General features: G+C 63.5%; 22 protein-coding genes and 2 tRNA genes. 14 read left to right on the forward strand and 10 right to left on the reverse strand.

Going from position 1 to position 24,786, the window contains the following annotated elements; genetic code table 11:
* Window positions 1-100 precede the first annotated feature (100 nt).
* Entirely contained in the window at window positions 101-847 is a 747-nt protein-coding gene (locus tag PQR08_RS32055; RefSeq protein WP_016345545.1) for a Crp/Fnr family transcriptional regulator, read from the forward strand.
* A gap of 33 nt (window positions 848-880) precedes the next feature.
* Window positions 881-2,302 (forward strand): undecaprenyl-phosphate glucose phosphotransferase, encoded by a 1,422-nt coding sequence (locus tag PQR08_RS32060; RefSeq protein ID WP_238214418.1) that lies wholly within the window; start codon window positions 881-883, stop codon window positions 2,300-2,302.
* Window positions 2,303-2,353: 51 nt separating this feature from the next.
* On the opposite strand, the gene rpiA is transcribed toward PQR08_RS32060, so the two are convergent.
* From rpiA to rnr, 6 genes are all read right to left on the reverse strand, one after another.
* Entirely contained in the window at window positions 2,354-3,043 is a 690-nt protein-coding gene (gene rpiA, locus PQR08_RS32065; protein WP_250483704.1) for a ribose-5-phosphate isomerase RpiA, read from the reverse strand.
* 64 nt (window positions 3,044-3,107) lie between these two features.
* Window positions 3,108-3,503, reverse strand: a complete 396-nt coding sequence (locus PQR08_RS32070; protein ID WP_250483705.1) for a SirB2 family protein — start codon at window positions 3,501-3,503, stop codon at window positions 3,108-3,110.
* 13 nt (window positions 3,504-3,516) lie between these two features.
* Complete coding sequence (locus PQR08_RS32075) at window positions 3,517-4,353, reverse strand: N-acetylmuramoyl-L-alanine amidase (RefSeq protein ID WP_250483706.1); 837 nt, start codon at window positions 4,351-4,353, stop codon at window positions 3,517-3,519.
* A gap of 5 nt (window positions 4,354-4,358) precedes the next feature.
* Complete coding sequence (locus tag PQR08_RS32080; protein ID WP_250483707.1) at window positions 4,359-5,258, reverse strand: HNH endonuclease; 900 nt, start codon at window positions 5,256-5,258, stop codon at window positions 4,359-4,361.
* Between the two features lie 50 nt (window positions 5,259-5,308).
* The gene (gene rlmB, locus PQR08_RS32085) at window positions 5,309-6,052 is read right to left on the reverse strand and encodes a 23S rRNA (guanosine(2251)-2'-O)-methyltransferase RlmB (protein ID WP_187604579.1); all 744 of its coding nucleotides are present in this window, start codon (window positions 6,050-6,052) and stop codon (window positions 5,309-5,311) included.
* 99 nt (window positions 6,053-6,151) lie between these two features.
* Window positions 6,152-8,620, reverse strand: coding sequence for a ribonuclease R (rnr, locus tag PQR08_RS32090; RefSeq protein WP_250483708.1), 2,469 nt, complete (start codon window positions 8,618-8,620; stop codon window positions 6,152-6,154).
* Window positions 8,621-8,873: 253 nt separating this feature from the next.
* Here rnr and PQR08_RS32095 point away from each other — a divergent pair.
* From PQR08_RS32095 to PQR08_RS32105, 3 genes are all read left to right on the forward strand, one after another.
* Window positions 8,874-8,960 (forward strand) — tRNA-Leu (locus PQR08_RS32095).
* Between the two features lie 137 nt (window positions 8,961-9,097).
* A tRNA-Leu gene (locus PQR08_RS32100) sits at window positions 9,098-9,184 on the forward strand.
* A 292-nt stretch (window positions 9,185-9,476) separates the two neighbouring features.
* Entirely contained in the window at window positions 9,477-10,703 is a 1,227-nt protein-coding gene (locus PQR08_RS32105) for an MFS transporter (protein ID WP_187605045.1), read from the forward strand.
* Between the two features lie 17 nt (window positions 10,704-10,720).
* Here the strand turns inward: PQR08_RS32105 and PQR08_RS32110 are convergent, their stop codons facing one another.
* Entirely contained in the window at window positions 10,721-11,191 is a 471-nt protein-coding gene (locus PQR08_RS32110) for a helix-turn-helix domain-containing protein (RefSeq protein ID WP_250483709.1), read from the reverse strand.
* Window positions 11,192-11,465: 274 nt separating this feature from the next.
* Window positions 11,466-11,888 carry a hypothetical protein gene (locus PQR08_RS32115; RefSeq protein WP_250483747.1) on the reverse strand — a complete coding sequence of 141 codons (423 nt, stop codon included), beginning with the start codon at window positions 11,886-11,888 and terminating at the stop codon, window positions 11,466-11,468.
* Between the two features lie 364 nt (window positions 11,889-12,252).
* On the opposite strand from PQR08_RS32115, the gene PQR08_RS32120 reads away from it, so the two are divergent.
* From PQR08_RS32120 to PQR08_RS32160, 9 genes are all read left to right on the forward strand, one after another.
* Complete coding sequence (locus PQR08_RS32120) at window positions 12,253-14,757, forward strand: acyl-CoA dehydrogenase (protein ID WP_250483710.1); 2,505 nt, start codon at window positions 12,253-12,255, stop codon at window positions 14,755-14,757.
* Window positions 14,758-14,811: 54 nt separating this feature from the next.
* Window positions 14,812-16,239, forward strand: a complete 1,428-nt coding sequence (locus tag PQR08_RS32125; protein ID WP_250483711.1) for a 3-oxoacyl-ACP reductase — start codon at window positions 14,812-14,814, stop codon at window positions 16,237-16,239.
* Window positions 16,240-16,250: 11 nt separating this feature from the next.
* Window positions 16,251-17,156 (forward strand): MaoC/PaaZ C-terminal domain-containing protein, encoded by a 906-nt coding sequence (locus PQR08_RS32130; protein WP_250483712.1) that lies wholly within the window; start codon window positions 16,251-16,253, stop codon window positions 17,154-17,156.
* Complete coding sequence (locus tag PQR08_RS32135) at window positions 17,153-18,448, forward strand: acetyl-CoA C-acetyltransferase (RefSeq protein WP_250483713.1); 1,296 nt, start codon at window positions 17,153-17,155, stop codon at window positions 18,446-18,448. The genes PQR08_RS32130 and PQR08_RS32135 overlap by 4 nt, the downstream gene beginning before the upstream one ends.
* 65 nt (window positions 18,449-18,513) lie before the next feature.
* Window positions 18,514-20,265, forward strand: a complete 1,752-nt coding sequence (locus tag PQR08_RS32140) for an AMP-binding protein (protein ID WP_250483714.1) — start codon at window positions 18,514-18,516, stop codon at window positions 20,263-20,265.
* Window positions 20,266-20,280: 15 nt separating this feature from the next.
* Window positions 20,281-21,168: a DUF1571 domain-containing protein gene (locus PQR08_RS32145; RefSeq protein WP_250483715.1), complete on the forward strand. Its 888-nt coding sequence runs from the start codon at window positions 20,281-20,283 to the stop codon at window positions 21,166-21,168.
* A gap of 194 nt (window positions 21,169-21,362) precedes the next feature.
* Complete coding sequence (locus PQR08_RS32150; protein ID WP_238214301.1) at window positions 21,363-21,605, forward strand: hypothetical protein; 243 nt, start codon at window positions 21,363-21,365, stop codon at window positions 21,603-21,605.
* 94 nt (window positions 21,606-21,699) lie between these two features.
* Complete coding sequence (gene surE, locus PQR08_RS32155; RefSeq protein ID WP_250483716.1) at window positions 21,700-22,488, forward strand: 5'/3'-nucleotidase SurE; 789 nt, start codon at window positions 21,700-21,702, stop codon at window positions 22,486-22,488.
* 87 nt (window positions 22,489-22,575) lie between these two features.
* Window positions 22,576-23,040, forward strand: a complete 465-nt coding sequence (locus tag PQR08_RS32160) for a DUF2147 domain-containing protein (protein ID WP_250483717.1) — start codon at window positions 22,576-22,578, stop codon at window positions 23,038-23,040.
* 79 nt (window positions 23,041-23,119) lie between these two features.
* Here PQR08_RS32160 and PQR08_RS32165 read toward each other — a convergent pair whose 3' ends face one another.
* Together PQR08_RS32165 and zapE are read right to left on the reverse strand one after the other, a co-directional pair.
* On the reverse strand, window positions 23,120-23,512 hold the full coding sequence (locus PQR08_RS32165) for a transposase (protein ID WP_035501104.1): 393 nt from the start codon (window positions 23,510-23,512) through the stop codon (window positions 23,120-23,122).
* Window positions 23,513-23,655: 143 nt separating this feature from the next.
* Window positions 23,656-24,753 (reverse strand): cell division protein ZapE, encoded by a 1,098-nt coding sequence (gene zapE, locus PQR08_RS32170; protein ID WP_187604567.1) that lies wholly within the window; start codon window positions 24,751-24,753, stop codon window positions 23,656-23,658.
* Window positions 24,754-24,786: the final 33 nt, after the last annotated feature.

Below are 24,786 nucleotides of genomic sequence, written 5' to 3' on the forward strand. Positions count from 1 at the left end.
TGCTTCATCGAGTTGGTCGAAAGCGACGACATTCGAAAACGGTCACACCAGTAAATAAAAATTGAAGCGCAACGCGCGAAGTTACGAGAGAGAACAAATCATGCTGACCCTCCAGTCCGACCTGCACGGCAATCATCTGCTTGGCGCACTTCCGGCGCACGAATGGCAGGCGCTCACACCGCATCTCGAACTCGTACAACTGCGCACCGAGCAACTGCTCTGCGACTCGGGCCAACGTATTCATCACGTCTACTTCCCGACGACGGCAATCATCTCGCTCTTGCACACGATGGAAGACGGCGGCTCGGTCGAGATCGCCGCGGTGGGCCGCGAAGGCATGACGGGCGTGCCCGTGCTGACCGGCGGCGAAACGATGCCGACGCGCGTGCAGGTGCAATGTCCCGGCTTCGCGTATCGCATGAGTGCGCAAGCGCTGCGCGAGCAATTCGGCCGCTCGGACTTCCTGCGCCGCCTGATGCTGCTCTATATGCAAGCGCTGCTTACGCAAGTCGCGCAGACGGCCGCGTGCAACCGGCATCATTCGTTGAACAAGCAACTTTGCCGCTGGTTGCTGATCGAAATCGATCGTACCGCGTCCAACGAACTGCAAGTCACGCAGCAACTGATCGCCGACATGCTCGGCGTGCGCCGCGAAGGCGTGACCGAAGCGGCGGGCAAACTTCACGACGCGGGTCTGATTCATCACAGCCGCGGCTGCATCAAGGTCGTGGATCGCGAAGGGCTCGAAGCCCGCGCCTGCGAATGCTACGGGCTCGTCAAGCGAGAGTTCGACCGTCTGCTCCCGCGTCTTCGTGCAACCGAGGCGGTATCGGCCTCAAGTGTTTAACGGCTTGGATTAATGCAAGAAAAAAATCACGATTTGTTTTCATGGCTGGCACGTTGTCTGGATGTCTGTCTCATCATTGCGGGCGGATTGATCGCGCATGACGTACGCTTTTCATCGCTCGATTTCAGCGATATCGAAAGGCTGCTGATCGCGTTCAACTCCGCACTCGCCCTTCTGCTGTTCCCCGCGTTCGGCGTGTACGAGACCTGGCGTGGCAAGCCGCTCGCCATGATGCTCGCGCGCGTCACGCTGGCGTGGATGGCCGTGGTCGCAGCGGGCCTCCTGCTCGCATTCACGCTGCATCGCATGGACGCCGTGTCGCGTCTGTGGTTCGGCTATTCGACGCTCATCTCCGGCGCGCTCATCATCGCGGCGAAACTGCTGGTGTATTCGGGCTTGCGGCTGATGCGCGGACGCGGCCTGAACCAGCGCACGGTGGCGATCGTCGGCGCGCAGGGTTTCTCGCGGACCTTGCTCGCGCATCTGGGCAGCACGCCCGAGCAGGGCTTCACGCCCGTGTGCGTGCTCGACACGACCGGCGACACGGAACTGCAGGCAACCGGCGCCGACGGCGTGAACCCTCCGACGACAGCAATCGGCACCGGAGGCAATCGTTTGCCCGTGCTGACCGACTTCGACGAGCTGGTGGAGAAAGTGCGCGCCGAGGAGATCGACGAAGTGTGGCTCGCGCTACCGCTATCGCAGGAACACACGATCTACCGGTTCGTGCACGCGCTGCGGCATGACTTCGTGAATCTGCGGCTCATTCCCGACACGCGCAGCATCTCGCTCTTCAATCATTCGATGACCGATGTCGCCGGTCTCGCGACCATCGATCTGACGACGTCCCCGCTCGGCACTTTGCAGATGTGGCCGAAGCTGCTCTTCGACCGCCTCTTCGCCGCGACCGCGCTCCTCGCGCTTTCACCGCTGCTGATCGCGATCGCGATCGCCGTGAAGGCGACATCGAAGGGTCCGGTGTTCTTCACGCAACATCGCAAGGGCGCGGACGGACGGCCGTTCCGCATCTACAAATTCCGTTCGATGGGCGTGCATCGGGAGACCACGGGCAGCGTCACGCAGGCGACGCGCAACGATCCGCGCGTGACGAAGGTCGGCGCATTCTTGCGGCGCACGAGTCTGGACGAACTGCCGCAGTTCCTGAACGTGCTGTTCGGGCATATGTCGGTCGTCGGTCCGCGCCCGCATGCGCTCGAACATGACGATCTCTACAAGGATCTCGTCTACGGCTACATGTTCCGTTACCGCATCAAGCCTGGCATCACGGGCTGGGCGCAGGTGAACGGCTATCGCGGCGCGACGGAAAAGGTGGAGAAGATGCAGAGCCGCGTGAAGTTCGACCTGTTCTACATTCACAACTGGTCGTTCTGGTTCGACATCAAGATCGTCGCGATGACGATGTTCAAGGGATTCATCGGACGCAACGCGTATTGATCGATGCGACCGCAGAAAGCCCGGCGATGCCTGCATCGCCGGGCTTTGTTTTTACTTGTAGTCGATTCGCTCGACGCCCGTTTCGGTGCCGAGCAGACAGATGTTCGCGCCGCGCGCGGCGAACAGCCCGACCGTCACGACGCCCGGCCACGTGTTGATCTGCGCTTCGAGCGCGCGCGGATCGGTGATCGAAAGACCTTTCACGTCGATGATCTCGTTGCCGTTGTCGGTGATGAAAGGCGCGCCGTCCTTCGCCACGCGCACGATCGGCACGCCGCCCAGCGCCGCGAGCTTGCGGCCGATCGCGGTGCGGGCCATCGGCACGACTTCGACGGGCAACGGGAACGTGCCCATCACCGGCACGCGCTTGCTCGCATCGGCGATGCACACGAACACGTCCGCCACCGATGCGACGATTTTCTCGCGCGTGAGCGCGCCGCCGCCGCCCTTGATCATCGCGCCGCTCGCATCGATTTCATCGGCGCCGTCGACGTAGATCGAGAGCGTTTCGATGTCGTTCAGATCGAACACTTTGAAGCCGTGCGATTCGAGCCGCGTGGTGGTCGCGAGCGAACTCGACACCGCGCCGCGATAACGCGCCTTCGACTTCGCGATGGCGTCGATGAAACAATTGGCCGTCGATCCTGTGCCGACGCCGATGATCGCGCCTTCCGGCACGTTCGCGTTCACGTAGTCGGCGGCGGCCTGGCCGACCAGTTGCTTGAGTTCGTCTTGAGTCATGGGAGCGGTGCTGCTTATCGGAGAAAACTGAGATTTTATCGGAGCGCGCGAGGCGCATCGCCGATCATGCAATCGCGTGCAGGAAACCGAGCGGATCGTGCGTGCGCGCGACCGATGCGATGAACGCGAACACGACGATCGCCAGGACGCCATAAACGGCGCGCGCGCCCTTCGTGCGGCCGCGCTTCAGCGCGAACGTGCCGAGCACGATATAGGCGACGAGGCCCGCGATTTTCGCGCCGAGCCACGCGGCGTTCGCCCAGAAGCCGATGATCGCGACCAGCGCGATGGCGCTCGCGAGCAACAGCGTATCGATGATGTGCGGCAGGATTTTCGTCGCGCGCGCGCTCAGAAGCTGCGGATTCGTCAGCATCCAGATCCAGCGCAGCACGAAACCGGCGATGGAAAGGCCCGCGCAGGTCATGTGCAACGCGCGCAGCGGCAGGAAATAGTCGCCCATCGCGAGCTCCCTTTTAGTTGGCGAAGTACTTGTCGAGTAAGGCTTGGGCGATGGCGTCGCTTTGCGCGTCCGCGTTGCCCGCGTAGTCCGACGGACGGAAGTGCATCTGGAATGCGCTGAAGACGCGACGGGTCTTGTCGTCCAGCACGCCATCGGTCGCGATGTCGTAACCGTAGCGCTTCAGCTTTTCCTGCAGCGCGCGCACGTCGGCCGGGGCTTTGGGATCGCGTCCGGCGAGATAAGCCGCGACAGTCGCTTCGTCGGGCCATGCGCCCACGCCGGCATCGTAGAGCGCGCGCCACGGAAAAAGCGGTCCCGGGTCGATCTTGCGTTGCGGCGCGATGTCGCTGTGGCCGACGACGCGCGTCGGCGGGATGTTGTAGCGCGCGACGATATCGCGCGAGAGTTTGATGAGCGCGTCGACTTGCGCGGGCGGATACGGCTGCCATACGCGCTCGCCGTTTTTCTCGCCGATAGGCCCGAGGTTCACGTTCTCGATGCCGATCGACGACGCATTGAGTTCCGTCGCGCCTTGCCATGAACTCACGCCGGCATGCCAGGCGCGCTTGTCTTCGGGCACCAGTTGGTAGACGACCGGCTCGCCTTTTTCGATGCGCGGCGCGTCGGGGACGACGTAGTGGACGCTGACTTCATCGCCCGTCAGGACCGTGAGCGATCGCGCTTCGTCGATTTCGGTGTAGTGCATTACGAGGAAACGGATGCGGGAGTCGGCGTTTTTGGCGTGATGCTGGGTGTCGGCGATGTAGGTTCCGCGGTCTTGCGTCGTGGTGGTGCAGGCGGTGAGGATGCACATCGATATCGATGCGGCCAGTCCGAGCGCTCTCTTCATACCCGTCACGATTGCCCTTCCCGGATCGAACGCACGTGCATCCAATGGACCTGCAGCGCTTCGGGACTTGGTCGCTGCCCGGGATGTTTCGGCAGACGCAGCAAACGTCCTTCGAGCGAAGCGTATTCGCTTTCTCGCAGCTCCGGAGCGATCGACACTTCGTGAGTCGCCGGATCGATCGCGATCAACATGCAGTCGTAAAGCGTGTGCAGGTCGGCGCGTAGCAGGAGTCCGTTGCGAACGTCGTTGGTTTCCGGGCCCATGTAGCCGCAAATGTGGGCGGCTTCGAGAACCTGCGGGACATCGCAATCGGTCAGCGCGCAACGATGTTCATAAGCGTTGAGCAACGCCCGGCGGAACGCGGGCTGGCCCTGACGCGTGACGATGGCGGCGAATGTTTTCTTGCGGGCATCTTCGATACTCGAAGGATCGAAAGCGCCGCTTGCTTCGACTTGCGCTTCGGCCTCGGCTTCCGCTCTGAGTTCCACCTGGGCGAGGTTCTCGCCTGCCCGCCGCAACGTGAAACTCGCGGGCAATGCGCCCTGATGCGAGACGTAGTCGAAGGGACCTTTGTACCTGAATCCGGCGCCCGGGTACTCGTACTTCTTCGTGCGATAGAACAGCAACAGTTCCAGCCCACGCGCCCGATGCTCCACGATCCACGAGTCGGTACGCCCGGCGTTCTGCCCTTGCCAGTGCAGGATATCGCCTTCGAGCTTATCGACATACTGAACTCGATCCGGCGTTTTCTTTTCGGTGACGAACAACATGACCGAATCGAAACCTGCAGGACGGAATACGCCCGTGTTGATCGTCGCGTCCTGAGAATCGAGGACGCCCTTCAACTGCTCGCGCGTGTACACGCTCTCGGCGGCGAGCAGATCACTAAGTCGATTCAACGCCATGAACGATGTTCGATGCTTTCAATGGACGATGTGAAGACCGACATCGGCCCTTACTTCTTCACCCCCCGCTGCCGCACCGCCTCAAACAAACAAACCCCGCTCGCCACTGACACATTCAAGCTCTCGACCGTCCCCGCCATCGGGATATTCATGACCTCGTCGCAGGTTTCGCGCGTAAGACGTCGCATGCCCTCGCCTTCCGCGCCGACGACGATCGCCACGGGACCATCGAGCTTCGTCTCATAGAGCGACGCCGTCGCCTCACCCGCCGTCCCGATCACCCACACGCCCGCGTCCTTCAGCTCGCGCAGCGCCCGCGCCAGATTCGTCACGGTGATGTACGGCACGCTGTCCGCCGCTCCGCTCGCCACTTTCGCCGCCGTCGCATTCAACCCGGCGGAACGGTCACGCGGTGCGATCACCGCATGCGCGCCCGCCGCATCCGCGACGCGCAGGCACGCGCCGAGGTTATGCGGATCGGTGACGCCATCGAGCACCAGCAGCAACGGCGTGCCCGAGATGCCATCGAGCAGTTCGGCGAGGTTCTGCGCGAGCGGCAGATCGTTCGCGCGCGCGACGATGCCCTGATGCTGAATATTGCCCGCGAGCCCCCACAGACGCGATTCGTCCGCCGCGATCAGCCGCACGCCCGCTTCCTTCGCGGTCCGCAGAAAGTCCTGCATGCGTCGATCCTTGCGTGTGGGGTCGTACAGCACCTCCTCGATCGAGGATGCATCCGCGCGCAAACGTGCGGTCACTGCGTGAAATCCGTATAGAACCTTGAGACGTGACATGACTGATTCGAACCTTTGAAATCTTGAAAAGCACGACGCGGTCCGATGCACGAAGCTTCGGACCGCGCGTATTCGATGGCGGCAGTGTTGCGCGCCGCCCTAACGCTTCTTGCGCGCCGGCCGCCCCTGCGGCGCCGACTTCGACGCCGCTCCACGCTTCTTAGCCGCCGCGCCGCCGCGCGGGCTTGCCGATAGCGGCGCGCCCTTCTTCGTGCCACCGCGAGCGCGCGTGCTCGGCGCGTCGTCGTCGCTGAAGGGGCGAATGCGCGGTCCCGCTGCGCCATTGCCGACGCTCGCGACATCGCCCGCACCCGCCGACGGACGCGGCGACGGCGGCTTCACCGGCGTATCGCGGACGAGCCGGAAATCGATCTTGCGCGCATCGAGATCGACGCGGCCCACCTGCACGCGCACGCGATCCGACATCCGGTAGCGGATGCCCGTGCGCTCGCCGCGCAGCTCGTTCTTGATCTCGTCGTACTGGAAGTAATCCGAGCCGAGTTCGGTCACGTGCACGAGACCTTCGATGAAAAGCGAATCCAGCTGCACGAAGATGCCGAACGACGTCACGCCGTTCACCATGCCGCCGTACTCCTCGCCGAGCTTGTCGCGCATGAAGTAGCACTTGAGCCACGCCTCGACGTCGCGCGAGGCTTCATCGGCGCGGCGTTCGTTCGACGAGCAATGCAGGCCCAGTTCTTCCCAGATCGCGACGCTGTTGCGCGCACGGCCACGCGCGGTGTCGTCGGCTTTCTGCATCTCGCGCGCGGCCTTCGTGAGACCGGTGCTCAGCGACACATCGTGACCGACGTCCGGCAGATACTTCTTGCCCTGCAAAATCGCGTAGATCGCGCGATGCGTGAGCAGGTCGGGATAGCGTCGAATCGGGCTCGTGAAGTGCGCGTACGCCTCATATGCGAGACCGAAATGGCCGATATTGTCCGGGCTGTACACGGCTTGCTGCATCGAGCGAAGCACCATCGATTGCAGCATCTGCGCGTCGGGCCGGTCGCGAATCTGCGCGATCAGCGCGGCGTAGTCGCTCGCGTGCGGCTTGGCGCCGCCCGTCAGCGTCAGGCCGACGCCGCGCAGGAACGTGCGCAGATTCTCGAGCTTCTCTTCCGTCGGCCCCGCATGCACGCGATACAAACCCGGATGCTTGTTGCGCTTCAGAAAATCCGCCGCGCAGACGTTCGCGGCCAGCATGCATTCTTCGATCAGCCGATGCGCGTCGTTGCGGTGACGCGGCACGATCTGCTCGATCTTGCCCTGCGAGTTCACGACGATATACGTCTCGGTCGTATCGAAATCGATCGCGCCGCGTTTCTGACGCGCGGCATGCAGCGACTTGTAGACGCCGTAGAGGTCCTGCAACTGCGGCAGGATATCGGCGCGTTTCGCCGCTTCCGGACCCTTCGTGTTGGTGAGCACGGCCGCGACTTCGGTGTACGTGAGCCGCGCCGCCGAATGCATTACGCCCGGATAGAACTGATAAGCCTTGATTTCGCCGCGCGCCGTGATGACCATGTCGCACACGAGCACGCAGCGGTCGACATTCGGATTCAGCGAACAGAGACCGTTCGACAGCTTTTCCGGCAGCATCGGAATCACGCGACGCGGGAAATAGACCGATGTGCTGCGATCTAGCGCATCGACGTCGAGCGGCTCGCCGGGGCTCACATAGTGCGATACGTCCGCGATCGCGACCAGCAGGCGAAAGCCCTGACCACGCCCGACGGCGACCGGCTCGCAATAGACGGCGTCGTCGAAATCGCGCGCATCTTCGCCGTCGATGGTGACGAGCGGCACGTCGCGCAGATCGACGCGATGGCGGATATCCACGGGGCGCACTTCGTCGGGCAGCTTGGCGGCCGAGGCCAGGGCGGCGTCGCTGAATTCATGCGGCACGCCGTATTTGCGCACCGCGATCTCGATCTCCATGCCGGGATCGTCGATATCGCCGATCACTTCGGCCACGCGCCCGAGCGGCTGCGAGTGACGGCTCGGGAAATCCGTCAGATCGACGGACACCACCTGCCCGACCTTCGCCTTCTTCGGATTCTGCGTGATGAGGATGTCGTGACCGATGCGCTTGTCTTCCGGCACGAGAATGAGCGCGCCGTTCTCGTTGACGAGGCGGCCGATGATGCGCTTGTTCGCGCGATCCGTCACTTCGACGATATGCCCTTCCGGCCGACCGCGCCGGTCATAGCCGACGATGCGCGCGAGCACGCGGTCGTTATGCATGACCTTCTGCATTTCGCCGTTGGGCAGGAAGAGATCGTCCTGGCCGTCGTCGCGAATCAGGAAGCCGAAGCCGTCGCGATGTCCCTGCACACGGCCCGCCACGAAATTCGACGGATGCGTAAGTTGATAGTGGCCGCGCTTGTCGAGGCGGATTTGCCCGTCGCGTTCCATTGCCGCCAGTCGCTTGAAAAATCCTTCGCGCTCCTGGCGCTTGATCGACAGCGCCTCGGCAATGTCGTTCGCGGCATGCGGTGTCTCGCTCGTGCGCAGCACGCCGAGAATTTCTTCGCGGCTCGGAATCGGATACGGATATTTGCTCAAGGGCGTAGTCGTGTTTTTTCTCGTTGGATGGGACTTTTGCGGTGCTTTGCAACCAATAATGCGGACATCGTTGCGGGCCATTCTAACACCCGTCTTTTAGGCCTCACGGGGCCGGCGAGCCGATACGGCGCGGCCGGCGCGCCGTTACACGCATTGCGTCGAAATGCTTGACAGTCACAATGGGGTCGCTATAATGGCGTTCTTTGCTGCTGACGCAAAACGAATTGCAGCGAATTGCAGTACACGCACCCTTGCCCAGGTGGCGGAATTGGTAGACGCACTAGGTTCAGGTCCTAGCGGTGGCAACACCGTGGAGGTTCGAGTCCTCTCTTGGGCACCAGATGTTCGGAAAAGCCACCTTCGGGTGGCTTTTCTGTTTTATGCGGAGACCGTGCTTTTGATTCCGACAAGTCATATGACTTTACGGTTGACACGGTGCCCGTTCCCGCTAGAATAGCGGGCTTGCTGTACCCCTTGGCCCAGGTGGCGGAATTGGTAGACGCACTAGGTTCAGGTCCTAGCGGTGGCAACACCGTGGAGGTTCGAGTCCTCTCCTGGGCACCAAGGTCCCTCTTTCGCGAGACGCTCGTTCGAGCGCATCGCACGCAAAAACCCCACGCATCGACGTGGGGTTTTTTGTTTTCCGCCTTCATTTTCAATTCGATCTTCTTTCGTTTCTGATTCGATTATTTCTGCATCGAACGGTAAATGAATTGATCACCCGGCCTCGATTATCCAGCCGCACGCACTCGATCGCACGAACCTCGGCGAGCCCGCCCCGACGCGCCCGTGGCCGGTTCGTTAATTGCTCCGTCGCATGGCAACACTCGCCAATCGATTATTCGACCCGGAGAATCTGGCCATGAGTTGGACGCGCGAACAGAGAAACGTGACGGTTGCCGCCTATCTGGGCTGGACCCTCGACGCATTCGATTTTTTTCTGATGGTCTTCGTATTGAAGGATATCGCCGCCGAATTCAATACGAAAATCCCGGATGTCGCTTTCGCGATCACGCTCACGCTGGCGATGCGCCCGCTAGGCGCCTTGATCTTCGGCCGGCTCGCGGACAAGTTCGGCCGCCGTCCCACGCTGATGATCAATATCGCGTGCTATTCGCTGCTCGAGCTGCTTTCCGGCCTATCCCCCAACCTCATGACGCTCCTCATCCTGCGCGCGCTTTTCGGCATCGCGATGGGCGGCGAATGGGGCGTCGGTTCTGCCCTGACGATGGAAACCGTGCCGCCGAAAGCGCGCGGCATCGTTTCGGGGCTCTTGCAAGCGGGCTATCCGAGCGGCTATCTGCTTGCGTCGATTGCGTTCGGTGTCGTGTATCCGCTCATCGGCTGGCGCGGGATGTTCTTTATCGGTGTCGCGCCCGCGCTGCTCGTGATGTACGTGCGTGCGCACGTGCCGGAATCGCCGGCGTGGCGCGCGATGGAAAAGCGCCCGCGCCCCGGCCTCCTCGCGACGCTCAAGCGGAACTGGACGCTCTCGATCTACGCGATCGTACTGATGACCGCGTTCAACTTCTTCTCGCACGGCACGCAGGATCTCTATCCGACCTTCCTGCGCGAGCAGCATCATTTCGATCCGCATACCGTTTCGCTCATTACGATCACGCTGAATATCGGCGCGATCATCGGCGGGCTGCTTTTCGGGGCGCTGTCGGAGAAGATCGGCCGGCGGGTGACGATTTTCATCGCCGCGCTGATCGCGTTGCCGGTGTTGTATCTGTGGGCATTCTCGACGACGCCGGTCATGCTCGCGCTGGGCGCGTTCCTCATGCAGATTTCGGTACAAGGCGCATGGGGCGTGATTCCGGTGCATCTGAACGAAATCTCGCCCGATGAGATTCGCGCGACTTTTCCGGGCCTCGTGTATCAACTCGGGAACTTGCTCGCGGCGGTGAACGCGACGATGCAGGCGTCGCTCGCCGCGTCGCACGGCAACGACTACGGCATGGCGATGGCGATCGTCGCGGGCGTCGTCGCCGTTGTTATCGCTGCGCTGATTTTCTTCAGCCGCGAGCGCAGAGGCATCGATATGACGCGCACAGCGCGGGAAGCGGGCGCGCCAGGATAATCGCGCCCTCGGCGAATTCAAACGCGGTGGCGGGAACGCAATCCGGCGGCGCTACGTTCACGGACGCGCGCGGACGGAAAGGCAAGCATCCGCAGCAGGAAATTCGTATTCCGGGGACGCAGCGCGACGACCTTTTGCAATTCTTTGCGATATCGATACACCGTCGTCGTCGACAAGTTCACGCCGCGCGAAACCGCTGCCACCGAGGCGCCATCACGCAGCAACGCCAAAGCCTGAAACTTCCGTTTCGGATCGATTCGTCCTCCGAAATTTCCGCCCGGCGATGCCTCGATCACGCGAATGTCCTTGTGCAGGTTATCGATCGTCTCTCCGTCGAGCGACCTTGTGCGGTAAGCGTAGCCGTCCGCTTCGTTGCTGAACACGAACAGCCTGTCGTCGTAGATGTAGCTCCGATCAATTGCGGCAACCTCTCTGAATAGAGAGTTTATATTTAGCTCTACCGGGTAAACACTTTTGTTTAGGAACACTTAATCTCCTGTTGCCGCTATTTCAGGGCAGGTGGTTGCTGCCTACAGGAGCATTCTGTAGTTTTGCGATCGTCATGAGCGGGTCCGCCAACTCGCTCACGACATCTCCTACTGGTCCCGGTTCTGCGCAAGCGAACCCGGGATCGACACCACTCGCGCGCCCCGACCGGCGAGATCGTCGCGCGAGCGGTCTGTATTTTCGGCGCGTCGAGTTTCGATCCCAACCAGAAGGTTCCGAATTAAACCAATATGGCGATAATCCCCAAGGCTCGTTTCAGCTATGTCCATCGAATGCCAAGAGGCGAATCAGTTCGAGTCGATTGTTTCGGTCGATAACGCCGGCGATACATTGCCAGACGCCGAGCAACCATTTCATCGCCGCTTCGGACATTCCGAGTTCATGCCTGATCGTCGAGGCGGACACATCGTGCTCCAGAAAAACCAGCGCAAGATATATCGCCAGTTGTGTTGGTTCGCCGTTGATATTCCGATATATGCCGTGTGCTGCGCCCTCGCTCGATTCTCGTATTCTGCTGAGCATCTCCATATCCACGGGGACATGCAGATAGCTGACCTCTCCATCAGAGCGGATCAGCATGTAAAGCAAGTCGCCCAACATAAAAACCCAATCCGTAACGCCATGTTCTTCGGGCGCCGTGCCAATGTTTAGTCTGACCAGGTGATCCGGTGTCTCCATTTCCAAATAAGCTCCCGTGGCCACCATGCGCGTGGCAGGTGGTCACAATATGAAGCCCGGCGTTGTGACTTGCTGTGGCGCATCCCGCGAAGATTCACCCACAGCGCCCTTTGACGCCCCGCTCAGGCGGGGCGTCAAGACTCATGCTGTCCCTCCCCATTTGTTTAGCAGTTCGAACCAATAATTCCATTATTTCATTTCTGATATGAGCAAAAAGAATAGCTCGCGCATTATTGTGCATTGAAGTGTGAAGGTCTTAAACAGGAAGAGGTTCGAACGAAAGCTCTAATCGCATCGATCCTGCTTGAAAGCTGACGTCGTGGTATGAAGGATGCTTCCTCGCAGGAAACTCCGGAGACCCGTGATGCCCGCGCTCTACGTCATCGCCTTCCTGTTGCTCGCCGGCACTCTCACCTTCCTGCAGGCGCCCGCGCTCGCCTGGCTCATCGGGCTGGCGATCTGGGTGGCCGTCGGGCCAGTCATCGGCGTGACGGGAACTATCGGCGTCACGCTGCTCTCGATCGTCTTCGTGCTTCCGGCGCTCATGCTCGCCATCAAGCCGCTGCGCCGCTCGATCGTGAGTCGCCGCGTGCTCGCCATCTTCCGCAAGATCCTGCCGGAGATGTCATTGACGGAGCGTGACGCCATCGAAGCCGGCACCGTATGGTGGGACGCAGAACTCTTCTCCGGCCGCCCGCGATGGGACAGCCTCCTCGAACACGGCGCACCGAAGCTGACGCCTGAAGAGCAAAGCTTCATCGACAACGAATGCGCGCGCCTGTGCGAGCTGTCGAACGACTGGGACACGACCGCGATCTGGCAGGACCTGTCGCCGCAAGCGTGGGCCTGGATCAAGGAGCAGGGCTTTCTCGGCATGATCATTCCGAAGCGCTACGGCGGAAAGGCGTTCTCCGCGTATGCGCACTCGCAGGTCATCATGAAGCTCGCGACGCATTCGTCGGCGGCGGCCGTATCGGTGATGGTGCCGAATTCGCTCGGTCCCGCCGAACTGCTGCTGCACTACGGCACCGAGGAACAGAAGAACCACTATCTGCCGCGTCTCGCGCGCGGCGACGAAATTCCGTGCTTCGCGCTCACCAGCCCGTACGCCGGATCGGATGCCGCCGCCATTCCGGATATCGGCGTCGTGTGCCGCGGCCTTCACGAGGGTCGCGAGACGCTCGGCTTTCGCGTCACATGGGAAAAACGCTACATCACGCTGGGGCCGATCGCGACCGTGCTCGGCCTCGCCTTTCGCGCGCTCGACCCCGACCACCTGCTCGGCGACGACGCAACGCCCGGCATCACCTGCGCGCTCATTCCGACGAACCATCCCGGCGTCAACATCGGACGACGCCACTGGCCGCTCAACGCCGTGTTCCAGAACGGCCCGAACTGGGGCGACGATGTCTTCATCCCGATGGACTGGGTCATCGGCGGACGCGCGCAGGTAGGCAACGGCTGGCGCATGCTGATGGAATGTCTCGCCGCCGGGCGCGCGATCTCGCTGCCCTCGTCGAACGTCGGCATGGCGAAGCTCGCCGTGCGCGGCACCGGCGCCTATGCCGCCGCGCGCCGCCAGTTCCGCACGTCGATCGGCCGCTTCGAAGGCATTCAGGAAGCGCTCGGGCGCATGGGTGGCAATCTGTACGTGATGGACGCCGCGCGCCGCCTGTCCGCGCAGGCCGTCGATCTCGGCGAGAAGCCCTCGGTCATCTCGGCGATCGCGAAATATCACATCACCGAACGCGCGCGCAAGGTGATCAACGACGGCATGGACGTGGTCGCCGGCAAGGGCATCTGCATGGGACCGTCGAACTTTCTGGCGCGCGCGTATCAGCAGATGCCGATCTCGATCACCGTCGAAGGCGCGAACATTCTGACGCGCTGCCTGATCATCTTCGGACAGGGCGCGATCCGTTGCCATCCGTACGTGCTCAAGGAAATGGCCGCGACGCGCGAAGCCGATCCGCACCGCGCGCTGCGCGATTTCGACGACGCATTCTTCGGTCACGCGAGCTTTCTCGCGTCGAACGCGATGCGCAGCCTCGTGTACGCGTTCGGCGGCGCCGCGCTCTTGCGCAAGCCCGCGCGCGCCGATGCGCGTCTTCTGCCTTACTACCGCGCCGCCACACGCCTGTCGAGCGCGTTCGCATTGTTCGCCGACGTGTCGATGCTCGCGCTCGGCGGCGAACTCAAGCGCCGTGAGCGTCTGTCGGCGCGGCTCGGCGACATTCTTTCGCAGTTGTATCTGCTGTCCGCGACACTCAAACGCTTCGAGGACGACGGCCGGCCCGAGAGCGACCTGCCGCTCGTGCGCTGGGGCGCCGAAGACGCGCTTCATCAGGCGAGCGCCGCGTTCGCAGGCTTGCTCGCGAACTATCCGAACCGCGCCGCCGCCGCGTTGCTGCGCGCGCTCGCGTTCCCGTTCGGCCTGCCGCACGCGCCGAGCGCCGATGTCCTCGGCAACGACATCGCGATGCTGATGCAAACGCCCGGCGAGGCCCGCGAGCGCCTCGTCGCGGGCTCGCACGTTTCGGCATTCGAAACCGATCCGATCGCGCGCGGAGAAAAGTTGCTCGCGCTCACGCCCGCCGTCGCGGCGCTGGAAGCGCGTCTGCGCGATGCCGTCAAGGCGGGCCGGGCCGAAGCGCTGCCGCAAAGCCCGCAGGAAGTGACGGCGTGGGCGCAAACGGCCTCGGAGCGCGGATTGATCGACGAAAGCGAGCACGCGCTTCTGGCCGAATGGGCGGCTCATGCGCGCGAAGCGGTGAAAGTCGATGATTTTTCCGCAGACTTCGGTATCCTCGAAGCATTGCAAAAGCGCAGCGCGGCACTCGAACGGCAATGGCCGGAAACGGTCGCCTGAACCACGCAGGCCCGAGGCCACGCCGCGCGCGCCCCGACGACCGATCGCCAATCGATGAAAGACCGCTATCTCGACTTCGTCAATTCGCCCTTCGGCACGAGCATCGCGCGCTCGCTCGGCCTGCCGCGTCCCGAGGTATTGCGCCGCCATCGCGCGGATCGCGCCGAATTCGGCGGCATGGCCGCCATCGGCGCGGGACCGTCGCCCGCGCTCTTCGATGACCTGCTGGCCGTGCTGTCCGCCATCGGCATGACGAGCATCGCGCATGAAAGCGCGTCCGGCTGGCTGCCAGTCGCCGCCCGCCACGGCGCGATGAGCGGCCGCTTCGAGCCGCGCGCCCGCGACACATCCGCGAGCGATCGTGTCGAAGCATTGATCTTCGATGCGACCGGCATCGACGAAAGCGGCCAGTTGCATTCGCTGTACGCGTTCTTCCACGACGCGCTGCGCTCGCTCGCCAGGAACGGACGCATCGTCGTCATCGGGCGTCCGCCCGCCACGCGCGAAAGCGTGAAAGCCGCCACCGCCCAGCACGCGCTCGAAGGCATGACCCGCTCGCTCGGCAAGGAAGCGCGCAACGGCATCACGTCGAATCTGCTGCGCGTGGCCGATGGCGCGGATTTCGAATCGGCGCTGCGCTTCTTCCTTTCTCCGCGTTCGGCCTATGTCTCGGGCCAGGTCGTGACCATCGACGCGCCCGCCGCCGCACCCGAAAGCTGGACGAAGCCGCTCGCGGGCAAGCGCGCGATCGTGACGGGCGCGGCGCGCGGCATCGGCGCGTCGATCGCGGCGGTGCTGGCGGAGCATGGCGCGATCGTCACCGGGATCGATATCGACGCCGCCCGCGACGCGCTCGATCAGACCATGCTGTCGATCGAAGACGCATCGCCCTCGGGCGGCGCGCATACGGCGCTCGTCGCGGACATCGCCGCACCCGAAGCACCCGCCGATATCGCCGCGGCGCTTGCCGCCTCGGGCGGCATCGATATCGTCGTGCACAACGCGGGCATCACGCGCGACAAGACCATCGCCCGCATGAGCCCGGAGATGTGGGACAGCGTGATCGACATCAATCTGCTGGCGCAGGAGCGCATCGACGACGCGCTGCTCGCGCAAAACGTGCTGCGCGAGCAGGGACGCATCGTGGCGGTGTCGTCGATCAGCGGCATCGCGGGCAATCGCGGCCAGACCAATTACGCGACCTCGAAGGCCGGCGTGATCGGTCGCGTGCGCGCGATGGCGCCGTCGCTGCGCGCGCGCGGCATCACGATCAACGCGGTCGCGCCCGGCTTCATCGAAACGCACATGACGGCGCGCATGCCCTTCGGCGTGCGCGAGGCCGGCAGACGGCTCAATTCGATGGGACAAGGCGGCTTGCCCGTCGATGTCGCCGAGACCGTCGCGTGGCTCGCGAGTCCGGGCAGCGCGGGCATCACGGGCAACGTGGTGCGCGTGTGCGGCCAAAGCCTGATCGGCGCGTGAGGGGCGACCGCATGCACGCACCGACCATGCCGCGCGCCCGCACCGTCGTCATCGATACCCTGCCGCCGCCCGCGAAGCTCTACGGACGCGCGCTGCCCGCGCTCTTCAGACGCGCACGCTCGCCGGAGTTGCCCGCGCTCAGGCTCGTGCGTCCGGACGTCAAGCTCGACGCGGAGCAGGTCGGCCGCTATGCGCGCGTCTGCGGATTCATCCCCGAGCATGGCGTGCCGCTCACCTTCCCGCACGTGCTCGCGTTCCCCCTGCATCTGATGATGCTCACCGATCCATCGTTCCCGTGGTCCGCGCTCGGCGTCGTGCATCTGTCCAACAGCGTGCGGTTGCGCCGTCCGCTCACGGCGGGCCAGGGCTTGCGCATCGAAGTGGAATGCGGGCCGCTCATGCCGCATCAGAAAGGTCAGGCGTTCACGCTGCATACGCGTATCTACCGGCGCGGCGAGGCCGTGTGGGAAGGCGACAGCGTCTATCTGAAGCGCGGCGTGCGCAGCGAAAGCGCCGCACCGTCGATAGAAATCGCCGATGCTTCCGATGCGCGCGTGCCGCTTCTCGCACGCGAAGCGCGCTGGCAGCTCCCGCCGCAGCTCGGACGCGACTACGCGAAGGCATCGGGCGACTTCAATCCGATCCATCTGCATATGCTGAGCGCGAAAGCGTTCGGCTTTCCACGCGCGATCGCGCATGGCATGTGGACGCTTGCGCGCACGCTCGCGGCGCTGCATCCGATCAAGCCGCTCGCGTCCGGACACGCGCACGGCGATTTCAAGTCGCCGCTCTATCTGCCCGGCGACGCCACGCTCTGGACCGCCGCGCCCTCGCCCGCCGCGCGCGATTTCGAAGTGCGCGATCTCGCGGGCGACCGGCCGCATCTGCGTGGTCATTTCGAATGGGAGCTGCCATGAGCGAAGCGCGGAGGGTCGCGATCATCGGCAGCAACCGGATTCCGTTCGCGCGCTCGAACACGGCCTACGCGAGCGCGTCGAATCAGGACATGCTGACCTTTACGCTGCAAGGTCTCGTCGATCGCTTCGATCTGCATGGCATGCGTCTCGGCGAAGTGGCCGCCGGCGCGGTCGTCAAGCATTCGCGCGACTTCAACCTGACGCGCGAAGCCGCGCTCTCGACCACGCTCGCGAAGGAAACGCCCGCCTACGACGTGCAGCAGGCGTGCGGCACCGGCCTCGAAACTGCGATTCTGGTCGCCAACAAGATCGCGCTCGGACAGATCGACGTGGGCATCGCGGGCGGCGTCGATACGGCGTCGGATGCGCCCATCGCCGTGAACGAGCGCATGCGCAAGATCCTGCTCGAAGCGAATCGCGGACGCTCGGCGGGTCAGCGTGTCGGCGCGCTCGCGAAACTGCGGCCCGGCATGTTCTTCCGGCCGCTCCTGCCGCGTAACGCGGAACCGCGCACGGGCCTCTCGATGGGCGAGCACTGCGAACTGATGGCCAAGCGCTGGAAGATTTCGCGCGAGTCGCAGGACGCGCTGACCGAGGAAAGTCATCGCAAGCTCGCGGCTGCTTATGGGCGCGGTTTCTTCAACGATCTGATGACGCCGTACAAGGGGCTCGCGCGCGACAACAACCTGCGCCCCGATGTCACGCTCGATCAGCTATCGCAGTTGAAACCCGTCTTCGATCGCGACGCCGGCACGCTCACCGCAGGCAACTCGACGCCGCTCACCGATGGCGCATCGGCCGTGCTGCTCGCCTCCGAGCAATGGGCCGCCGAGCGCGGACTGCCGGTGCAGGCGTTCCTCACGTTCTCCGCGACCGCGGCCGTCGACTTTTTCGACAAGCGCGAAGGCCTTCTGATGGCGCCCGCCTACGCGGTGCCGTCGATGCTCACGCGCGCCAAGCTCGCGTTGCAGGACTTCGATTTCTACGAAATTCACGAGGCGTTCGCCGCGCAAGTGCTGTGCACGCTCGCCGCGTGGGAAGACGATGAATATTGCCGCACCGCGCTGGGCCTGGACGGTCCGCTCGGCTCGATCGACCGCGCGCGGCTGAACGTGAACGGAAGCTCGCTTGCGACCGGTCATCCGTTCGCGGCGACGGGCGGGCGCATCGTCGGCACGCTGGCGAAGATGCTCGCGAAAGCGCCCGAACGCAGCGACGGCAAGCCGTTGCGCGGACTGATCTCGATCTGCGCGGCGGGCGGCCAGGGCGTCGTCGCGATACTGGAGCGGTAAGCGGAAGAAGCAAAAAATAAGGCGCGCCAGTCGACGAAAACGAAGCGCGCCGACGGAGACACCACATGAGCCCGGGACAGACAGCGCCGCGCGGGGCTTTTACGCCGCACGCGACGGACGGCATCTGGTACGCGTCGTATCCGCCGTATGTCACGCGAGACATCGATCCTTCGCGCTATCGCTCGCTCGCGCATTTCTTCGACGAGTGCGTCGAGCGGTTTCGGGATCGCGTCGCGTTCGTGAGTCTCGGCTCCGAGCTGACATTCGCTACGCTCGGCGAGAAGGCGCATGCGTTCGCGTCGTATCTGCAAAGCATCGGCGTGAAGCCCGGCGATCGCGTCGCGCTGATGATGCCCAACACGCTGGTCTATCCCGTCGCGCTTTTCGGCACGCTGATCGCGGGCGCGATCGTCGTCAACGTGAATCCGCTCTACACGGTGCGCGAACTGAGCCATCAGCTCAAGGATAGCGGCGCGCAGACGGTCGTCGTGTTCGAGAACTTCGCGAAGACCGTGCAGGACGCGCAGCCGGGCTCGCGTGTGAGGAATATCGTCGTGACCGGGCTCGGCGATCTGCTCGGCAACGGCCTCAATGTGAAAGGCCGCGCAATCGATCTGTTCCTGCGTCATGTGAAGAAGCAGGTGCCCGCGTACGCGCTGCCCGATGCGGTCCGTCTGCCGCAGGCGCTCGCGCGCGGCGCGCGGCAGAAGTTCGAGCCGGTGCGCGTCGGTCATGGCGACATCGCGTTCATTCAGTACACCGGCGGCACGACGGGCGTCGCGAAGGGCGCGATGCTCACGCATCGCAATGTCATCGCCAATCTGCTGCAGGCGCTCGCATGGGCAGGCGGACAGCTCGTCGATGGCGAGGAAATCATCGTCACGCCGTTGCCGCTCTATCACATCTATTCGCTGACGGTGAATGCGCTCGCCTTTCTCGCGATCGGCGCGCGCAACGTGCTGATCGTCAATCCGCGCGATATCGACGCGCTCATGCGCACGCTGCGTCACGAAAACTTCACGGCGATCACCGCGCTCAACACGCTCTACAGCGCGCTCATGGACAACGACGCGTTCCGAGAGCGCGACTTCTCGGCGCTCAAGCTCGCGATGGCGGGCGGCATGGCGACTCAGCGCGTGATCGCCGAGCGCTTCAGGGCGATGACCGGCCAGACGCTCGTCGAAGGCTACGGCCTCACCGAATGTTCGCCGCTCGTCGCCGCGACGCCGCTCGATGCTCACGGCGCGAGCGAATTCGACGGCACCATCGGCGTGCCGGTGCCCTCCACGCTCGTGCGCATGCGCCGCGACGATGGCGCATGGGCGAACGTCGACGAACCGGGCGAACTCTGCGTGCAGGGCCCGCAAGTGATGAAAGGCTACTGGAACCGTCCCGAGGACACGGCGAAAGCCATCGATCCGGACGGCTGGCTCGCGACCGGCGACATCGGCGTGATGGACGCGCGCGGCATCATCCGGCTCATCGACCGCAAGAAGGACATGATGATCGTGTCGGGCTTCAATGTGTATCCGAACGAAATCGAGGAAGTGCTCGCCGCGCATCCCAAAGTGCGCGCGGTGGCCGCCGTGGGCGTGCCCGATCCGGTGACGGGCGAGCGCGTGAAGGCGTTCGTCGTGCGTCGCGACGACGCGCTCACGGTGGAAGAACTGCTGAAGTTCGCCCGTTTACACCTGACCGGCTACAAGGTGCCATCCTACGTCGAGTTCCGCGACACGCTGCCGCTCACGACGATCGGCAAGGTCCTCAGACGCGAATTGCGCGACGCCGAATTAAAACCACGAAAATCGCAGGACTGACTTTCGGAGATGCTCATGCCGCGTGCGCGATGCCGCCAAGCTTCTGACTTGCTGCTCGCGTGCGCGGGCCTGTTGTGTCTCGTGCTCGCGCTCGCGTCTTCGGGTGCGCGCGCGGATGCAATCGATGACGTCGCGCGCGTCGGTGACCTGAGCGTCGAGCAGCAGGCGCAATGGCTCTCGCGCTCGGCCGAAAGCGGCGCGCTCGCGAAACTCGACGACGCGCAACTCGTCGCCCTGTTTCACTCGCTCGACGCGCGCACGCTGCCGCGCTATTTGCAGGAAGGCCTGGACGACTTCCAGTCCTGCGAATTCACGATGCGCCGGCGCGAGCGCATCAAAGGCAAGTGGCCGAAGCGCGCGGATCACATGCTCGTGCGCGTCACGCGCGAGCCCTTGCGCATCTACGCAAAATGGCTGCCCGATGGCGCGCATGCGGGCCAGGAAGTCATCTACGACGATTCCAAACGCCCCGACCAGCTCTACGGTCATCTGGGCGGCTTGCTGGGCGTCGTGCCGATGTGGACGTCGGTGAACGGCGCCTTCGCCCGCGCGCAATCGAATCATTCGATCCGCGAGCTCGGCATCGTCGCGATCACGCAGCGCTTCATCGACGAAGGGCGCAGGTTCGCCGAAGCGGGCATCACGAAGCCGTCAAATATCGAGGTGAAGATGATCGACGGACTGCGCGCCGTCGCGCTCACGTATGAAACGCCCACGGGACAGCCCGAGTTCTACGCGAAGAAGGAAGTGCTCGGGCTCGACCTCGAGCGGCCGGTTTTCCGCACGGTGGAGTCGTACGACAACGACGGCAATATTTTCGAAAGCGTCGTGTTCGAGCGCATCGAGATCAAACCCTTCGATGATCTGACGTTCGACCCGAAGAATCCTGACTATCGCTTCTGAGCGGCACGCCGATGAAATGAACGCTGAACTCGTGACATCGGATGTAACAACGTGCCGCGTCGCGCGCCGCGTGTTTTAAGTTTCGCCTAAGAGTCGGCCGATAACCTTCCCGCACTCCATCGACATCAAGGTCCGCGCAGAGGCACCGCGCCAGAAGCGCCGCACATCGTCATGCAAACTTGAGGAATTCGTTCATGAACCTCCGCCGTCCGGCTTCCGCACCCGTGCGAGCCATCAAAAGGCTTCTGAGCCATCACGAAATCGCAACGTTGCTGTTGCTGTTTCACGCGCCCATCGACGTGATGGCCGCCACGCCCGACGTCGCCTCGTTGCAGGAATATGGCTATGTCGAGATCGTGTCGCCGGACATGGGCGCGCCGAAACTGCGTCTGACCGAAGACGGCAACGCGGTGCTGCGCGGCCTGGGCGTAAAGTAAGGCGTCAGGAAGAACCGGGCAGCGGACGCCCGAATACGCGAACTCTGTAATAATCGGTCGATACTTTTCACCATCGACCAAGGAGCGATTCGCGATGTCCGCCCTCTCACCCATCGTGCAGCGTGTGCTCATCACCAACGACGACGGCATCGACGCGCCCGGCTTAGCCGCGCTGGAAGCCGTCGCCGCCGAACTCGCGCACGAAGTCTGGGTCATCGCGCCCGAGCACGATCAAAGCGGCACGTCGCACTCCATCAGCCTGCATTCGCCGCTGCGCGTGTCGCGCCAGGGCGAGCGGCGCTACGGCGTGCAGGGCACGCCCGGCGACTGCGTCGTGATGGGCGCGCGCCATATCATGAAGGACGCGCCGCCCACGCTCGTGCTCTCGGGCATCAACCGCGGCGCGAATCTCGGCGTCGAGACGATGTTCTCCGGCACCGTCGGCGCGGCGATGACGGGCCTGCTGCTCGGCCTGCCCTCGATCGCACTCAGCCAGACCTTCACCGACCGCGAGAACGTGCGCTGGGATACGGCGCGCGCGCTCGCGCCAGGCGTGATCCGGCAGTTGCTCGCGATCTCCCACGACGCGCCCACGTGCCTGAACGTCAACTTCCCTGATTGCGATGCGGCCGCCGCCGGACCGCTGACCGTGACGCGGCAGGGCGTCGGCCTCGTGGAAGGCATCGATGTGCTGCCGCTCGTCGATCCGCGCGGCATCGACTATCACTGGCTGCGCTTTCAGCGCGGCCCGCGCCCGAATTCGCCCGATAGCGAAACGGCGGTGGTCGCGTCCGGCCGGGTCTCGGTCACGCCGCTGCATTTCGATCGCACCGACGAGCGCACGTTCGCCACACTCGAAGCGGGTCTGAAAGGCGGCGTCTGAGTCTTGAACGCGCGCCGCTAGAACGTTTCCTCCCAGACGGGAGCGGTCGCTTCTCGTATGCTCGGGCGATCACAACAAGGAGACGACATGACCCGTTCCATCGGCTCGCGCGGCGCGCGCGTGATGCTCGGCGCGCTCTGCGCCACCTTCGCCGCGAGCGTTTTTGCGCAAGCGGCGACGCCCGTCGGCACCTGGCAAACCATCGACGATCAGACCGGCAAGCCTAAAGCGATCATCCAGATCGTCGACGACGGGAGCGGCCAGTTGTCGGGCAAAGTCGTGCGCGGCATCGGCGAGTTCGATCATCCCGAGCGACGCTGCACGGCCTGCACCGACGAGCGGAAGGATCAACTGGTCAAGGGCATGACGATCATCACCGGCATGCGGCAGAACGGCGATGCATGGGACGGCGGCCAGATTCTCGATCCCGAGAACGGCAAGCTCTACAAGTGCAAGATGAAGATGGAGGACGGCGGGCAGAAGCTCGTCGTGCGCGGGTATATCGGCGTGTCGTTGCTGGGGCGTTCGCAGACCTGGCTGCGCCAGCAGTAAGTTCCAGAAAGGACAAAGCCGGTCGAAGCTATATGTCTTCGACCGGCTTTGCTTTATCTCGTGCGTTAGTTCGACGAGATCATGCGGCGTGACGGTGATGCACCTCGACCACTTGCACGCCTTCGGGCAAGCCGACACTCTCGGGCTTGAACTCCGGCGGCACGCGCATGCGCGATGTCATCAACGCATAGAGCGACTCTCCCGCCGGCCCGAACAGTTGCGACATGACGCGCAGCAGGACGCCCGACTCGTGCCACGTCTTGAAACGCCGATGACACGTCTGATACGACGGATATTTGCGCGGCAGCGTGGACCACGACGCGCCGCTGTACATCACCCAGAGCACACCGTTGAGCACGGCGCGGGTGTTGGCGAGCGGCCGGCCACGCAACTCCAGACGCGGGCGCAGTTCGGGAAGCAGCGGTGCGACCATCTGCCATTCTTCGTCGGACATGTCGCGGTAGGGCTTCACGGTAGTTTCTCCAATTTGCTGACTGATAACCGGCATCGACGATACCGAGTACCCGAAAGCCGGCAAATCGGAGTGATCCGAATCTTGAAATAGCCCCCAAAGCCTTATGCCGATTGGCTAACCGCAGATTTTTGATACTCGTATTAGGTGAGCGAGATATCCGCGACGCGTCGTGGCGCCTCCAGATACTCCTTCGACTGCATCTCGATAATGCGCGAAACCGTGCGCGCGAATTCGTTGGCCATCGGTCCTTCCACGTACAGCTCTTCCGCGGGAACGGCCGCCGACATCAGCAGCTTCACCTTGTGGTCGTAGAAGACATCGATGAGCCACGTGAAGCGGCGCGCTTCGGACGCCATGCGCGGCGTCATCTGCGGCACGTCCGACAGGATCACCGCATGGAACCGGTTCGACAGCTCGAGATAGTCGTTCTGCGAGCGCGGGCCGCCGCAGAGCGTCGCGAAGTCGAACCACACGACGCCGTCGGCCTTACGCAGCGCCTTGATCTCGCGCTTTTCGATGTGCAGGATCGGGCTCTCGTCGGGCACGGCCGCGAGTTTCGCGTAGTCCGCGCGCAACGCTTCGCTCGCCGCCGCACCGAGCGGCGTGTGATACGCCTTCACCTGCGAGAGCGTGCGCTTGCGGTAGTCGGTGCCGGCATCGACGTTGAGCACGTCGAGATGCTCCTTGATGAGTTCGATCGCGGGCAGAAGACGATCGCGATGCAGCCCTTCCGGATACAGCGTGTCCGGCTCGTAATTGGACGTCATCACGAACTGCACGCCGTTCTTGAAGAGGCGGTCGAGCAGACGATAGAGAATCATCGCGTCGGCGATATCCGAGACGTGGAATTCGTCGAAGCAGATCAGCCTGTATCGTTTGGCGATGCGTTTCGCCAGTTCGTCGAGCGGATCGGCCTGCCCTTTCAGCTCTTCCAGCTCGCGATGCACTTCGCGCATGAACTCGTGAAAATGCAGCCGCGTCTTGCGCTGCACCGGCACGACGGCATAGAAGCTGTCCATCAGGAAGCTCTTGCCGCGTCCGACGCCACCCCACATGTAGACACCGCGCGGCAGGTCCGGACGCACGAGAAACTTCTTGAGCGCGTTGGAGCGGCGCGACTTGTATGCGACCCACTCTTCGTAGCACTGCTGCAGGCGCGCGACCGCCGCGAGCTGCGCCTCGTCCGATTGATAACCCCGCGTGCGCAGTTCGCTTTCGTAGTATTCGGTGACGTTCATCTTCTGCCGTTTGAAGTGACGAAGGCGAGCGGT

The sequence above is a fragment of the Caballeronia jiangsuensis genome (assembly GCF_046030135.1).
Lineage (GTDB): Bacteria > Pseudomonadota > Gammaproteobacteria > Burkholderiales > Burkholderiaceae > Caballeronia > Caballeronia jiangsuensis.

What these genes read in the sequence shown, in the direction of transcription:
- PQR08_RS32055 (WP_016345545.1), top strand. Translation starts at nt 101, where the DNA reads ATGCTGACCCTCCAGTCCGACCTGCACGGCAATCATCTGCTTGGCGCA.
- rpiA (WP_250483704.1), bottom strand. Translation starts at nt 3,043, where the DNA reads ATGACTCAAGACGAACTCAAGCAACTGGTCGGCCAGGCCGCCGCCGAC.
- PQR08_RS32070 (WP_250483705.1), bottom strand. Translation starts at nt 3,503, where the DNA reads ATGGGCGACTATTTCCTGCCGCTGCGCGCGTTGCACATGACCTGCGCG.
- PQR08_RS32075 (WP_250483706.1), bottom strand. Translation starts at nt 4,353, where the DNA reads ATGAAGAGAGCGCTCGGACTGGCCGCATCGATATCGATGTGCATCCTC.
- PQR08_RS32080 (WP_250483707.1), bottom strand. Translation starts at nt 5,258, where the DNA reads ATGGCGTTGAATCGACTTAGTGATCTGCTCGCCGCCGAGAGCGTGTAC.
- rlmB (WP_187604579.1), bottom strand. Translation starts at nt 6,052, where the DNA reads ATGTCACGTCTCAAGGTTCTATACGGATTTCACGCAGTGACCGCACGT.
- PQR08_RS32115 (WP_250483747.1), bottom strand. Translation starts at nt 11,888, where the DNA reads ATGGAGACACCGGATCACCTGGTCAGACTAAACATTGGCACGGCGCCC.
- PQR08_RS32120 (WP_250483710.1), top strand. Translation starts at nt 12,253, where the DNA reads ATGCCCGCGCTCTACGTCATCGCCTTCCTGTTGCTCGCCGGCACTCTC.
- PQR08_RS32125 (WP_250483711.1), top strand. Translation starts at nt 14,812, where the DNA reads ATGAAAGACCGCTATCTCGACTTCGTCAATTCGCCCTTCGGCACGAGC.
- PQR08_RS32130 (WP_250483712.1), top strand. Translation starts at nt 16,251, where the DNA reads ATGCACGCACCGACCATGCCGCGCGCCCGCACCGTCGTCATCGATACC.
- PQR08_RS32135 (WP_250483713.1), top strand. Translation starts at nt 17,153, where the DNA reads ATGAGCGAAGCGCGGAGGGTCGCGATCATCGGCAGCAACCGGATTCCG.
- PQR08_RS32140 (WP_250483714.1), top strand. Translation starts at nt 18,514, where the DNA reads ATGAGCCCGGGACAGACAGCGCCGCGCGGGGCTTTTACGCCGCACGCG.
- PQR08_RS32145 (WP_250483715.1), top strand. Translation starts at nt 20,281, where the DNA reads ATGCCGCGTGCGCGATGCCGCCAAGCTTCTGACTTGCTGCTCGCGTGC.
- PQR08_RS32150 (WP_238214301.1), top strand. Translation starts at nt 21,363, where the DNA reads ATGAACCTCCGCCGTCCGGCTTCCGCACCCGTGCGAGCCATCAAAAGG.
- surE (WP_250483716.1), top strand. Translation starts at nt 21,700, where the DNA reads ATGTCCGCCCTCTCACCCATCGTGCAGCGTGTGCTCATCACCAACGAC.
- PQR08_RS32160 (WP_250483717.1), top strand. Translation starts at nt 22,576, where the DNA reads ATGACCCGTTCCATCGGCTCGCGCGGCGCGCGCGTGATGCTCGGCGCG.
- zapE (WP_187604567.1), bottom strand. Translation starts at nt 24,753, where the DNA reads ATGAACGTCACCGAATACTACGAAAGCGAACTGCGCACGCGGGGTTAT.